Below are 12942 nucleotides of genomic sequence, written 5' to 3'. Positions count from 1 at the left end.
TCAACCCGCCTGCAAAAATTTCTTTTCTATTTTTTTAAGAATTTCGGTGATCGCCTGAACGTATCCGTCGTAAACACCTCGATCGTATTCGTTTAAGGACCTATAGTTCAAACCCTGCATCTCCTTCAAATGGCTTCGAAGCTCTTCGTCGATATAATTTTTACGGACATAAAGCGTCTCAAATACTTTTGGATGCATTCTATTCTCCCACAAGCCAAGATAAGGACCAAAGTTTAAAACGGATTCTAAGCTTGTAAACATTCAATTTTCAAAAATTAGAGATTTATGGATTGGTGGTATTTGGACTTTAGCCACTGATTGGCCCGAAGATAGTCCGGATATTTTTTTTCCAAGGAGCGAAATTCTTTTCCGTGGATCACATTTTTTCCATTCTTTCTCGTCGCTGGAATGTAAACGTGTAAAAGCTCGTGAAAGACGATGTATTCCAAAACAAAAGTGGGAACTACCTCTTTTCCCAGAATCGGGTTGATGACGATCATTTTGTGAGAGGGGTCAAAATGTCCCAGTCTGGTTTTTGAACTTCCTTTGCCCCAATAAATTTCTATGTCCGAAAGGTCGATTCCGAGATACGTTTCGTTGATTCTAGAAAGTATATCCTTGAGAATCGCATTTTTAGAATCGGAGGATTCGATTCTTTTTTTACGTTTGTTTTTTTCCGATTTTTGTTTGGAATGAAGTTCGTAGAAGCTCTGAATTTTTTCTTCGATCGATTTTGGAATCGGGAGTTTGAGAAGTTTGTAAAGAAGCAATTCTATGACCGCTTCCAGGGAATCCGATTCCAAATAAGAAGAATGGATCTTAAATTCCAAAACGCCGGAGGAAATTCGGATCGCACTCCCCAAGTTCGCATAGGGATAAAATTTATAACGAACCTTTTTTCCTTGTAGAATTCTTCCACCCCGAGTATTCAGAAATTCAAAAACTTTATCTTCGAGAAACGTTTGGATTTTATCCGAAGCGATTTTCGTTTTCTGTTTTTCAAAGGCTAAAATCATCGATCAGTTTCCGAAATAGTCCTGAATTCTGGAAAAGGATTCGGAAGCGGGTTTTCCGCCGGCGGAGCCGGCGCTCGCACCGAGTTCCGATTTGGGAGCCGATTTTGATGAAACAAGTTTGAGTTCGAAAACCTTTTCCGGCAAAGGAATTTCGGTCAGAAAACGGGATAACTTTGTGTAATAAGGTCCTGATCTAGATTGTGCCAAAGATGGTCTTGTGAGATAGAGTTCCTTTCTTGCGCGTGTGATCGCTACGTAAAAGAGTCTTCTTTCTTCTTCTGTGTCCGTATTTCGACTCGAAGGAAAGGAACCTTCGGTCGCGTTTAGAACAAAGACGAGATCAAACTCCAAACCTTTTGCCGAATGGACTGTGGAAAGATTGAGAAGATCGGTTTCCGCGTTGTCGGGATTGATTTTTTCCAAACTCAAAGAAGTGTGATCCATCGTTAGATCCGAGAGAAAATCGGATAAAGAAAAATATTTCAAAGAAAATCCGAGCACCGAATCCAAGTCTTCCGATCTACGTTTCGAATCGTCGTAATTTTTTTCCAAAAGAACTCTATAGTAATCGATAAAATCGGAAGTGATCGTTTTGACTTCGGCCTTGGATTCCGTGTGTTTTTGATAGAGATGAAATAGAGGAGTCAGATATTTTTGAATACTCGGACTTGTTTCCTCGTTCAATGCATCCATCTTTCCGGAAGATCTGCGGACTTTCTCCAAAATGTCGTTCGATTTTGCAGTGCCAATTCCCGGAATCAATTTTAAAACTCGAATCCAGGAGACAGAATCGAGTGGATTGATCAAAAGTTTTAAAAAGGAAAGTAAGTCTTTGATATGCGCGGTTTCGATAAATTTTCTTCCGCCGAATTTCACAAAGGGTATATTTCGTTTTGCTAATACGAGCTCGAGTTGATTTGAATTCCACCCAGCTCGAAAAAGCACGCTCATTTTATGAAAAGGGATTCCTTCTTCTTTTTTTTGCAAAAGAATTTCGGCGATTCCTTCGGCTTCTTCGAGTTCGTCGGTAAATTGGAGCACGGATGGAAGCGGTCCGTTTTCGTTGTCCGTAAAAAGAAATTTTTCGTATTTTTCGGAGAAATTCTGAAGAACCGCGTTTGCAAGATTCAAAATCGCTGGAGTGCTTCTGTAATTTTTTTCTAAAAAGACGGTCTTTGTATTTTCAAAAATTTGGGGGAAATCCAATATTCCCCGAACGGTGGCTCCGCGGAATGTATAAATACACTGAGCGTCGTCTCCGACGACCATAAGATTGCTGTGTTCCGCCGCCAGTAGGCAGGCTATATGAGCTTGGATTTTGTTAGTATCCTGAAACTCGTCGACCATAACATAACGATACTTCTCGGAAAGTGCGGAACGTACCCCGGAATGGTTGGCGAGAAGATCGCGTGTGAAAAAAAGTAAGTCGTCGTAATCCAAAAGCGCACGTTCTTTTTTATAAACCTTATAATCTTCGAATATTTGTACGATGTCTTTGGATCTTTGTAAGAAAGAAGGATAATCCTTTTCTAATATATCCGCGAGAATTTTCCCCGTATTTTGAATTTCACTGTGGATACCGAAAAGGGTTTCGTTGGAGGGAAAACGGGTTTTCGTTTTTCCAAAGTCCCTTTCGTTTCTCAAAAACTGAAACACATCCAAGGAATCCGATTCGTCCAAAATCGTAAAATCGGAGGAGAATCCGAGGACGGGGGCAAATCTTCTCAAAACGGAACTGCAAAAAGAATGAAAGGTCCCGCCCTGGACTTCGCCGCAGCGCGCGTCACCCAAGGACGAAGCCCTGAGAATCATTTCCCTCGATGCTTTGCGTGTAAATGTAAGAAGTAAGATGGAAGAGGCCGGGGTTCCGGAAGAAACAAGTTCTGCGAGCCGGCTGATGATCGTTTTTGTTTTGCCGGTTCCGGCTCCCGCCAAGACAAGCACCGGTCCGTCCTGGGTGAGGACAGCTTCTAATTGAGCTGAATTTAGGTCTTCCTTCCAGGACATGAAATGGTGGAGAGCGATCTCTTAGTGGTGGTGATGTCCACCTTCTCCGTGAACGTGTCCATGAGAAACTTCTTCTTCGGTAGCTTCTCTAATCTCCGTAAGTTCGACGTCGAACACAAGACTGATTCCCGCGAGAGGATGATTTCCGTCGACGATGACGGATTCGTCTTGGAGTTCGGTAATGGTAAAAACTTTGTCAGGTTCGTCCGTTTGAAACATCATCCCGACTTGCAGGTCTTCGTTCGGAGGAAACTGGGATCTCGGAACGTCAAAGATTAAGTCCGGATCTTTCAAACCGTATGCGTTTTCAGCTTCTACATTGATTCTTTTTTTCTCCCCCGCTGACATCTTTTTCATTTCCTCTTCCAGACCAGAAATGATATGACCAACTCCCTCCATATAGGAAAGGGGCGCCTTGCCCTCGGAAGAATCGATCAGATTGCCTTCTGTGTCATGAAGGGTGTAATGGAAAGTAATCACTCTAGTTTTCATGGATAGCTCCAAAATGGATAAATTCAAAATTCTGGCAGGAATCGGGGTTCAGAAAAATACCGGAATCTAAGTACTTTTCAGGGTAATTTGAGCGCGGTTTAACTCAATCAGAATTTTATTTAGAATTCCGATTCATACTGAAAATCCAATTTGGACTGTTCGTATTCTTTGAGAAAGGTTTCGATTCGATTGGATAAAAAGAACCAGGAATCTTGTGTAAAGGTTTCTCTGAATCTTTCGGAAAATCGTAGATAGCTATTTTCCGCAACTCGAGTATCTCCCGTATGATCCAGAAGAAGAGTATAGGAAATCAAAAGTACGTTTTTTTCTAAGCTGTAAGCAATGGACTTTTCCAAAACCTTTTGCGGTTCTTGAACCATGATTTTTTTCTTGAGTCCGTTTTTGGTTACGAACAAAGGAGGTTCTTCCACCTTGGGGGAAGTAAAAGCGCCGGAATAAATTTTCATATTCATAAGTACACCCAAGAGATAAAATTCCGGGGAGGAATCCGAATTCCCATTTTACAAAATAGGAATTGGATTCTACCCCAGCAAGCGAGCTGGCTTTAGACGGCAATCCAGTGAATAGGAGATTTGGAGACTGATTCACCTGATTTCATTCTTGAGAGAAGTGCTCGATTCTTTTCCAAAGAATGAATTAATTATGACTTATAGTATTAAATTGAAACAATTTCAACAATAAATTCTTTGAAGAATCCATTATGATGCTTTTTTTCTTTCTTTGCCTCCAAGATCGGCTCTTTTCCTCCCTGAAAAGTCAGCAATACGCTGAGAATTGACCTGTCCAGACATTCTTAGAAATAGACCTTCCGTACGAAGGAGAAGTTTCTCCGAGAAAAGACGGATCAGTTTGAAATTCTGTGTTTTTTTGGCTAAGAGAAGAGTCGTTTTCGAGAGGTGAAGATTTGCGGGGTTTTGAACCGAGGCTTTGGCGAAAAAAGACAGGGCCTTCCTGAATTCACCCTTTTGAACCAAATCTTTTCCCATTCTTTCATACGAATTGCTTTTTGCCAGAAGATCAGGATCGAACGCCTGAGAGGATCTTTGGATTTTGAGAAGGCTTAAGTCATCGGAAAGTTCTCCGAGGTTTCGGATTCTTTTCTCCAATACTTCCAGATTCGAAATCGGGTTTTGGACGGTTTTCAAAAAGAGTTCCGGAGAAGAGACTTTCTGTCTTTGAGTCGGATCGGAATCGACGGATAGATACAAATCCTCCCGTCCATCCGAGCCGTATAAAATCGTATCTTCCGGCAAAACTTTGAAGTGTTGGATCCGAATCGGGAGATCCAGGTCCGGAAACCCTATCTTGCGGAGGATGGATTCTTCCGGGAGATAATTTGCGGTTTGATTTCGAACGAGTAGGATGGGAGGGTGTTCGCAATTTAGATAAAAAAGATCTCCCGTTTCCTGTCTATATAAGGAAAGAATGGAGGAGACGAGCATACTTCCGTCAAAACATTCAAAAACAGTCTGCAGGTTTTTGTAGAGAAGAAAGAGCCAGTTTTCCGGACTGCGGTATTCGTAATCCGGGGTTTGCAAAAAACTTTTCACGATGGAACAAAAAACCAAAGCGCCGCTGGCTCCTTGAAGAGATTTTCCCATCGCGTCCGCGTTGATCAAAACCTGATATTCGACTCCGGAAATAAAGACCGTTTCGTTGAGTACGACGTCGCCACCGATTTCATAGTTTCGATTCTTAAATTGAAATTGTTTGTACTGTTTTCTATAAACTTCGATCTCGGCAAAATCGGTCCGTATGTCCTTGGAAAGAAAAGGCTGAAAGAGAAGGGTGATGAGAAAATAATCCCCGTCTTGTTGTTCTTTTAGAGTTCGAATTTCCTGTAGACTCTGAGTGAGTTCCTTTGTTCGTTTGCGAATCGCCTCTTCTAAGACCAGGTTCCAAGTTTTGAGTTTTTCTTTCATTCCGACGAATTTTTCAGCGAGAATCAAAGTGAGAAAGAATAGAAAACCGCTGACTCCAAAACCGGAAAGACGTATCATCGAAAAATTTCCTCTTTCCGAAAGGATGTCTACGCTAACGCAGCCAATCAGAAACAGAATTCCAAAGAGGATTTTTCTAGATTCCTTTTGTTTTTTGAGATGGGGAAGAATCAATCTAAGCGAAAGCCCTATATAACCGAGCCAGAGCCATTGATGAAGGTAACGGTTGCTCCAATCCAGAACGGAGACTGTCCGCAAAAACCAAAATGATATACACAAAACAAAGGATACGATTTCCAAAATGTTTTGAACTGGACTGATCGGTTTTTTTAGAAAGGAAGCGAGAAATCGACAAAAAAGAGGAAATAAAAATACTAAAAAGGAATATTCTAATTTCTTTAAGTATATAATTTCTAAACCGGTCAGATATTTGAATTGGCTTAGGGAAATTTGATAAACCGAAAACGTCGCGAGAAAAAGTCCGAAGTAAAAATTCTCATTTTTCTTTTTTTCCCGAAAAGAAAGAAATAGAAAAAATCCTCCGATCATAAGAAAGGAGGAAAACAATAGAAGTCCTCCTATCTCGGAGATACAGTATTCTTTCCAAACGGCGATTGAAGATCCGATGAAAATCGGGCCCGAAAGAATTCCGAACTCGTAATCGAAATAGGGTTTGATCCACACTTCGATCGTATTAAAATCTCTGACGAGTTCCTGTGGAATCGCGTAGATCCGAGTTCGGTCGTAACCCTGCGGGGTCGAGTTTTGATACGAAGAAAAAAGCGCTTCCTTGAGTTCAGTTCCGTTGAAAAATACATGGGCTTGATCCGAAATCTTTCCTAAACAAAGGTTTTGAAATACTTGTTTTTCGGTTTTGAAAATTCTCTTTCGAAGTAAAATGCTTCCCTTTGGCGATTCTAATGATTTTATAAGGTTCGAAGGAATCAAAACCGTTTTCTTAGGATTGTATTTCCGGGATGAACGTTCGGGTATATCGCCGTGGATGGTTTCGATCTCCCAGTTTCCCGATAGATCGAGAATGGGATCGTGAGTTGTTGCGGGTTTGAGCTCCGGTTCACAGGAAAGAACGGAAAGTATGATAAGAATGGGGCTGAATTTTGAAAACAATAGATTCTCCTCCTAACACATACGGTTCTTGGATGTGTTCGAAGGAGAACGTCGGAGCGGAAAATTTCTTAAAAAAATTCGTTTTAGATTTAGTTTACTCCGATTGTAAGCGCCGCTTCGAATCCTTCCAACATGGCGCGTTTTGCGTCGATCCCGGAAGCGTCTTTTGCTCCTCCGATGAGAAAGGTAGGAATGTTCGAGACCTTTTGTTGGAATTCTTCGTAGAGAGAAACCTCGCTCAATTGTCCCGCACAGAGTATGATCGAATCACATTCGATCGTAACGGGGCCGTCCTTTTTGGTTTCTACGACAAGACCTTTGTCGGTAACTTCCTTGTAACTCAGTGAAGTATAAAAGCCCACTTCTTTGGATTCCAATTCCTGAAGAAGGGCCCACGCCGTCGTGGCTCCGAGTCCCGATCCGATTTTTCCCGATCTACGGAAGATGGAAACCTTTCGATCCGATTTTTCAGGTTGGATCCGGGCTTTTGTATAGGAAAGTACGTTGTACTTATGAAAGTAAGAATCGATCGTCGGGGCTTCTTCTTCCGTGAGTTTATGCGCGACGTCGCATCCGATTCCTCCGCCTCCGATCACTGCGACTTTTTTGCCGGGGGTGAATTTTCCGGAAAGATAATCCGCGTAGGACGCCGTTTTCTTTTTTTCAATTCCGGGAAGAGAGAATTCTCTCGGTTTGACCCCGGTTGCAAAGATCACCGCGTCCGGTTTGAGAGCAAGAATGCTGTCTAACGTTGCTTTGTGTCCGAATTGAATTTCGACTCCGAGCATTTTGAGTTCATTCTTAAAATAACGAATCGTCTCGAAAAATTCCGATTTACCGGGAATTTGGGCGGCGAGGTTTAGTTGTCCGCCGATTTTATCCGAGGCTTCTAATACCGTAACCTTATGTCCACGGATGGCGCTGATTCTTGCGGATTCAAGTCCTCCTGGGCCGGAGCCTATCACAACAACGTGTTTTTTGTCAGCATTCTTCAATTTGCTGATTTCCAATTCGCGGTTTGCTGACGGATTAACGAGACAGGATACCATTTGTTCTTTGAAGGTGTGGTCTAAACACGCTTGATTGCAGGCGATACAGGTATTTACCCTTTCTTCCTGATCCGCTTTGATTTTGTTGAGAATATCTGGATCCGCTAAAAAAGGCCGAGCCATACTTAGGATATCCGCTTCGTGATCCTTGAGAATTCGAGACATGGTTTCCGGCATATTGACTCGGTTGGATGCTATGATCGGTATGTCCTTGACCTTTTCTTTGATCTTTCCGGAGATCTTGGCCCAGGCTCCTCTTGGGACAAGCATGGAAATAGTCGGGATTCGAGATTCGTGCCAACCGATTCCAATGTTTAGTGCGTCGGCTCCGTTTTCTTTTAATTTCTCCGCGAGTGTGACGACCTCTTCAAAACTTGGATTGCCGGGAATCAGGTCGATTCCGGACATACGGTAGACGACTGGGTAATCTTTGCCGACTTTTTTTCGAACGTTCTTCATCACCTCGATGGCGAAGTTCATTCTTTTTTCGGGACTGCCACCGAAAAAATCCTCTCTTTGATTTGTGACGGGTGAGAAGAATTGATTTACTAAGTAGCCTTCGCTTCCCATAATTTCGATCGCGCCAAATCCTACTTGTCTCGCTTTCAGTGCGGAATCTCCAAAGTCTTCGATCGTTCTCCAGGCTTCTTCTTCCGTGAGCGCCCTTGGGATAAATCGGTTGATGGGGGCTCGGAGCGCCGAAGGCGCGACGAGTTCTCTATGATACGCATATCTTCCCGCGTGGAAGAGTTGTGCACAAAAAACTCCTTTCGGTTTGAGCGCGTTCGCTACCATCGAAAGTTCTTTACAGTCTTCTTCTTTTTGAAAATTAAAAAAGATATTGGATCCTTTTCCTTCCTGATTGACGGAGATTCCTCCGGTCGTAATAAAACAAGCCCCTCCGTCAAACCTCCTTCCGTAGAACGCGATCATTCTTTCGGCGGTCATTGGCATTCCTTCCAGCCCTAAGTGCATGGATCCCATAATTACTCGGTGAGGAAGGGTAATAGAACCGACTTGGATCGGTTGAAAAATTTCAGAATATTTCATAACTAACCTGTTTGTATAAAAAGAATCTTTGCTTTCTACCTTGGAAATGAATCTAAAAACGGGCAAGAGAATTCTTTGGTCTGAAAATCGCTTAGTTTTGGTTGGAAACTATTGGGAGGGTCTCTTGTGGGGCGTTCCAAGGGAAGGAATCCAAACTGTTTTTATCAAAGTCGCTTTTGAGAAGATTAGGAATTGATTTAATTTGTTTTTGTCTGAATCTTGAACGATTTTTTTTTAGAATTTTTCCTTTTTCTTTGTTTGGATCCGTCTGCGGCTGATTTTGTGGGAACCGTTTTTGGTATATGGAACTTCTATCGCTTTATTCTCAGGGAAAAATTGAATCGGTTTTGATCGAAGGAGAAATGGGGACGGATTCGATTTTGATTCCTCTTTCGCATTGGAATGAGTTGGATTTTGAGGAAAGAAAAATTCTCTCAAGGAAGTTACCTTATCTTTTGCGGAGATATACGAAATATGTTGCTTCTATGAAGAGGCTTCATTGGAGGGCTGGTAAGATCAAATACAATTGGGGAGCGGGAAAGATGAAGAAAATGAGCATTCGGGTGAATACGGGCGCCTGGGCGATGCTTGGCGCTTTGGCCGCAGCGCATGGTGTGTCGCGGTGTTTTTTGTTTAATTATATGCTTTGGTTGGATGAGATAGGTGTTGGAGATTCTATCGTTGAAACTTTAAACCTAGGAGTTCCTAGGTTTCATGGGACTTACAGAATGATCTGGACTTTAAATTTAGCGGAAAACCTCATTTCCAGGGAACTCGATTTCGACCCAAACCCCTTCTTAGGTTTTTATCCTTTCGCCTTTCCTCCGAGCCAACCAAAATAGACCTCACATTAGAAAAACTAAAGTCGATTCAAGGCCGAAATATAAGCTCGGGAGCAAGCCTCAATGATATCCGTGGAACTCCCTTTTCCAACCACTCTCTCACCTTTGTATTCCAAAGTAACGGAGGCTTCCGCCATCGCGTCTTGTCCCTCGGTAACGGGAGAAATCACCAGCCTAGAAACTTCCGGATCCATCCCCGTAGTTTTCTGAATCGCTTTGTAGATTGCATCCACAGGACCATCTCCGGTTGCAGATTCTTCACGAACGTGTCCGTCGATCGAAATTCTTACACCCGCAGTTGGGGTGCTCTTTGTCCCGGTGGAAACCGTAAAACCTTCCAGTTGATAACGGTCCCCCGTGGACTTTCTTGTCTCATCGGAAAACAAGGCCCGAATGTCTTCGTCATAGATTTCTTTTTTTCTATCGGCGATTTCTAAGAATCTCTGATAAGCTGCTTCCAGTTCTTCGGTTTGAGGGGAAAAACCTAACTTAACGATTCTATCTTTAAAACCGGCTCTTCCGCTGTGTCTTCCAAGAACCATACGATTGGAAGAAAGACCCACCGTTTCCGGTTTCATAATCTCATACGTTTCTCTGTGTTTGATCACACCGTCTTGGTGAATCCCGGATTCGTGGGCGAAGGCGTTGGCGCCGACGATCGCCTTGTTCGGTTGGACGAGCATTCCTGTGATTGTTTTTACGAGATAAGAAGCGCGCGCGATTTCTTCGGTCTTAATTCGAGTCTGAATTCCCAAAGTATCTTTTCGAGTTCTCATCGCCATTACGACTTCTTCCATCGCGGTATTTCCGGCCCTTTCCCCGATTCCATTGATCGTACATTCGATCTGACGGGCTCCGTTCTGAACAGCTGCAAGAGAATTCGCCGTAGCAAGACCAAGATCGTTGTGACAATGAGCCGAGAAGATCGCTTTCTCGGCTCCTCTCACATTTGTAATTAAGAATTTAAACAGATTCCCGTATTCTTCCGGTGTCGTATAACCGACCGTATCGGGAATATTGATGGTCGTGGCTCCTGCTTCGATCACGGCTTCACAAAGTTCTCTTAAAAATTCCGGTTCGCTCCTGGTTGCGTCTTCCGGAGAAAATTCTACGTCGTCTACGAATTCTTTGCAAAGGGTAACGGCTTCAATCGCCATCTTCAAAACTTCTTTGGGTTCTTTTCCCAATTTGAATTTCATGTGAATCGGAGAGGATGCGATAAAAGTATGAATTCTTCTTTTTTTTGCGGGTAGAAGGGCCTTGGAAGCGGATTCTATATCGGCTCTCATGGCTCTTGCGAGAGCGGCGATGATCGGTCCTTCTGTTTCTCTTGCGATTCTTTCCACCGCTTGGAATTGGACCGGAGAAGAAACGGGAAATCCCGCTTCGATGATGTCGACTTTCATCGTAGCAAGTTGAGCTGCGATCTCGAGTTTTTCGTTCTCGGTCATCGCAGCTCCGGGACATTGTTCTCCATCTCGAAGAGTTGTATCAAAAATTCGAACGTAATCTTTCTGATCTTCTTTTGTCATCTTTTACTCGCAAAAAGTTCTTCTTCCAATTTTTTCGGTTTTACTCTTTAGACAACCAATTAAACAAGAAGAATCCGCATTCTTTCCGCTTAGAATGCGGATTTGATATATCATGATCCAATTCTACGCATCCAACTTTCAGTCTTCCGATAGTTCCGTTTCGGCCAATCTCTACTCCGAACTTTTCGGGTTGAAGATCCGCAATAGCTCCAAGGTTCATTCCGAATTGATTTGGGAAAACGGCTCAGCGCTCATTTTTAGCAAAGAATCGAAAAATTGCCCGGTGAGTCCCGGAACCTTAACCTTTCAGATTCAAAAAGGAGAATGGGAGAATTTTAAACTTCTTCTTTTGAGTCGGGGCTTTTCCCTGGAAACCCAGGATGTGAAATACGTTTCCGTTTTAGATCCATGGAAGAATCGACTTTGGTTTTATTTTGAGTGACGAGCCGAGTGGGGCTCATTCTTCGCAATTTTTCTTTTTCAAATCATAGACCAGACGATACTTTTTTCCGGAAAGAGAAGTTAGATCTCGGCAGTTTTCCAGGTTCCAAACCGCGTTTAAAACGATTCTTTGTTCCATTAGGGAAAACTGATATATTAATCCGCACCGGCTCTTATCTTTTCCAGCATAGGAGCTCCAAAGATTCTTATCTGCCGAGGAAAGAATCTCGTTCAAAAAATGATCTTTCAAATCGGAGACGTAAAATTCTTCATAACCCGGAAATTCTCTTTCTAAGAATTCTTTTTCGATCTTAAAAAAATGAGTTTTCGTTGAAAAAAGGCCGAACTCGTTTTTTCCAAAGTAAAGAAATTTAGAATCATCAAAAAGTTTGTAAGTATTGACCATGATCTTAACGTGTTTTCGATTGCGGATCCAGATTTGAAAAAATTCCTCTAAAGAAACGGAGGGAATCCGATCCAAATCCTTTCCTTGTTTTACTCTTTCAAACGTCATTTCCGGTTTCAAAACGCAGGAAAAAAGAATGAGGGCGGAGAAAAGCTGAAGCCCGGTTTTCAAGACAAAATCGAACTTGAATTGAATCGGAACCAATGCCTTTCCTCCTTTCAACCCGGGGAAATCGGTTCTACATCGGAACGGCCGTCATGCGTGGCGGCGGCGATCATCTTTTCGGCTTCGGCTCCCAAATACCAGTCTATGAATTTATGGGCTCCATAGATGATCGGGGTAATCGCGACGGCGACTCCACATTTATAGAGAAAGTTGTTAGTTGAAATTTGGTTCAATTCTTCAAAACTTAGTTTTCCGCCGCTCAAGGCGATATAAATCACCACAAAGGAATCCACAAGTTGGGAAACGATCGTCGATCCGGTCGCGCGCAACCAGATAAACTTGTTCTTGGTTTTGACCCTTATAAAGTGAAAGATCTGAATATCAATGAGCTGTCCGACTAAATAGGCCACGATCGAACCCACTATGATCTTTCCCGAATTCCCAAAAACAATGTTAAAGGAACGATCGTCGACGGGAGAATTGGGAGCCGCCGGAATCCACATATCCAACATCAATAAGAAGTAGGCCACAAAGATCATCACCATTCCCACGAGCGTGGTAAAACGCACACCCTTACGGCCATAGTATTCGTTTAAAAGGTCCGTTACGATAAACGTTACGGGAAACGGAATCACTCCCATCGTAAGCGTAAATCCGAAGGAGACAAAAAGTTTAGAACCCGTTACTTCGGCAAGAATCAGAAACGTGAGAAAGAATCCGTTTAAGGCGATAAATAATTTCAGAGGTTTCGAAAGAGGCATAAGCGGTTTTTTCCCTTGCTCATTGGATTTCGTCAACTTGTAAAAAGAACCATTTGACAGTCCTCTCACCTCGAAATCTCTGGAGGAGGATC

Annotated in this window: 12 protein-coding genes; 2 read left to right on the top strand and 10 right to left on the bottom strand. The window is 42.7% G+C overall.

Features of this window, described 5'->3' with window-relative positions; all coding sequences use genetic code 11:
• The 7 genes from JWG44_RS16000 to JWG44_RS15970 all read right to left on the bottom strand — a co-directional run bounded on the left by JWG44_RS16000 (nucleotide 1) and on the right by JWG44_RS15970 (nucleotide 8703).
• Nucleotides 1-198, bottom strand: coding sequence for a hypothetical protein (locus JWG44_RS16000; protein ID WP_118968568.1), 198 nt, complete (start codon nucleotides 196-198; stop codon nucleotides 1-3).
• 77 nt (nucleotides 199-275) lie between these two features.
• Complete coding sequence (locus JWG44_RS15995) at nucleotides 276-1016, bottom strand: SprT-like domain-containing protein (protein WP_205276007.1); 741 nt, start codon at nucleotides 1014-1016, stop codon at nucleotides 276-278.
• A 3-nt stretch (nucleotides 1017-1019) separates the two neighbouring features.
• Nucleotides 1020-3023: an ATP-dependent helicase gene (locus JWG44_RS15990; protein WP_205276006.1), complete on the bottom strand. Its 2004-nt coding sequence runs from the start codon at nucleotides 3021-3023 to the stop codon at nucleotides 1020-1022.
• A 21-nt stretch (nucleotides 3024-3044) separates the two neighbouring features.
• Nucleotides 3045-3515: an FKBP-type peptidyl-prolyl cis-trans isomerase gene (locus JWG44_RS15985; protein ID WP_205276005.1), complete on the bottom strand. Its 471-nt coding sequence runs from the start codon at nucleotides 3513-3515 to the stop codon at nucleotides 3045-3047.
• A 119-nt stretch (nucleotides 3516-3634) separates the two neighbouring features.
• The gene (locus tag JWG44_RS15980) at nucleotides 3635-3982 is read right to left on the bottom strand and encodes an LIC14007 family protein (protein WP_205276138.1); all 348 of its coding nucleotides are present in this window, start codon (nucleotides 3980-3982) and stop codon (nucleotides 3635-3637) included.
• Nucleotides 3983-4234: 252 nt separating this feature from the next.
• On the bottom strand, nucleotides 4235-6604 hold the full coding sequence (locus JWG44_RS15975) for a SpoIIE family protein phosphatase (protein WP_205276004.1): 2370 nt from the start codon (nucleotides 6602-6604) through the stop codon (nucleotides 4235-4237).
• Between the two features lie 89 nt (nucleotides 6605-6693).
• Nucleotides 6694-8703 carry an NADPH-dependent 2,4-dienoyl-CoA reductase gene (locus JWG44_RS15970; RefSeq protein ID WP_205276003.1) on the bottom strand — a complete coding sequence of 670 codons (2010 nt, stop codon included), beginning with the start codon at nucleotides 8701-8703 and terminating at the stop codon, nucleotides 6694-6696.
• A 302-nt stretch (nucleotides 8704-9005) separates the two neighbouring features.
• Between JWG44_RS15970 and JWG44_RS15965 the strand changes: the two genes are divergently transcribed.
• Nucleotides 9006-9545 carry a DUF1564 domain-containing protein gene (locus JWG44_RS15965; protein WP_205276002.1) on the top strand — a complete coding sequence of 180 codons (540 nt, stop codon included), beginning with the start codon at nucleotides 9006-9008 and terminating at the stop codon, nucleotides 9543-9545.
• Between the two features lie 17 nt (nucleotides 9546-9562).
• Here the strand turns inward: JWG44_RS15965 and JWG44_RS15960 are convergent, their stop codons facing one another.
• Nucleotides 9563-11077, bottom strand: a complete 1515-nt coding sequence (locus tag JWG44_RS15960; protein ID WP_205276001.1) for a 2-isopropylmalate synthase — start codon at nucleotides 11075-11077, stop codon at nucleotides 9563-9565.
• Between the two features lie 112 nt (nucleotides 11078-11189).
• On the opposite strand from JWG44_RS15960, the gene JWG44_RS15955 reads away from it, so the two are divergent.
• On the top strand, nucleotides 11190-11519 hold the full coding sequence (locus JWG44_RS15955) for a hypothetical protein (protein WP_205276000.1): 330 nt from the start codon (nucleotides 11190-11192) through the stop codon (nucleotides 11517-11519).
• 15 nt (nucleotides 11520-11534) lie between these two features.
• Here JWG44_RS15955 and JWG44_RS15950 read toward each other — a convergent pair whose 3' ends face one another.
• Together JWG44_RS15950 and JWG44_RS15945 are read right to left on the bottom strand one after the other, a co-directional pair.
• Nucleotides 11535-12128 carry a hypothetical protein gene (locus JWG44_RS15950; protein WP_232371688.1) on the bottom strand — a complete coding sequence of 198 codons (594 nt, stop codon included), beginning with the start codon at nucleotides 12126-12128 and terminating at the stop codon, nucleotides 11535-11537.
• A gap of 14 nt (nucleotides 12129-12142) precedes the next feature.
• Nucleotides 12143-12850 carry a queuosine precursor transporter gene (locus JWG44_RS15945; RefSeq protein WP_205275999.1) on the bottom strand — a complete coding sequence of 236 codons (708 nt, stop codon included), beginning with the start codon at nucleotides 12848-12850 and terminating at the stop codon, nucleotides 12143-12145.
• Nucleotides 12851-12942 lie beyond the last annotated feature (92 nt).

The organism is Leptospira ainazelensis (genome assembly GCF_016918785.1).
In the GTDB taxonomy this organism is placed as follows: domain Bacteria; phylum Spirochaetota; class Leptospiria; order Leptospirales; family Leptospiraceae; genus Leptospira; species Leptospira ainazelensis.
The sequence above is the reverse complement of the archived record's forward strand: the minus strand, read 5'-3'. Positions and strand labels throughout refer to the sequence as shown.

What these genes read in the sequence shown, in the direction of transcription:
- JWG44_RS16000 (WP_118968568.1), bottom strand. Translation starts at nt 198, where the DNA reads ATGCATCCAAAAGTATTTGAGACGCTTTATGTCCGTAAAAATTATATC.
- JWG44_RS15995 (WP_205276007.1), bottom strand. Translation starts at nt 1,016, where the DNA reads ATGATTTTAGCCTTTGAAAAACAGAAAACGAAAATCGCTTCGGATAAA.
- JWG44_RS15990 (WP_205276006.1), bottom strand. Translation starts at nt 3,023, where the DNA reads ATGTCCTGGAAGGAAGACCTAAATTCAGCTCAATTAGAAGCTGTCCTC.
- JWG44_RS15985 (WP_205276005.1), bottom strand. Translation starts at nt 3,515, where the DNA reads ATGAAAACTAGAGTGATTACTTTCCATTACACCCTTCATGACACAGAA.
- JWG44_RS15980 (WP_205276138.1), bottom strand. Translation starts at nt 3,982, where the DNA reads ATGAAAATTTATTCCGGCGCTTTTACTTCCCCCAAGGTGGAAGAACCT.
- JWG44_RS15970 (WP_205276003.1), bottom strand. Translation starts at nt 8,703, where the DNA reads ATGAAATATTCTGAAATTTTTCAACCGATCCAAGTCGGTTCTATTACC.
- JWG44_RS15965 (WP_205276002.1), top strand. Translation starts at nt 9,006, where the DNA reads ATGGAACTTCTATCGCTTTATTCTCAGGGAAAAATTGAATCGGTTTTG.
- JWG44_RS15960 (WP_205276001.1), bottom strand. Translation starts at nt 11,077, where the DNA reads ATGACAAAAGAAGATCAGAAAGATTACGTTCGAATTTTTGATACAACT.
- JWG44_RS15955 (WP_205276000.1), top strand. Translation starts at nt 11,190, where the DNA reads ATGATCCAATTCTACGCATCCAACTTTCAGTCTTCCGATAGTTCCGTT.
- JWG44_RS15945 (WP_205275999.1), bottom strand. Translation starts at nt 12,850, where the DNA reads ATGCCTCTTTCGAAACCTCTGAAATTATTTATCGCCTTAAACGGATTC.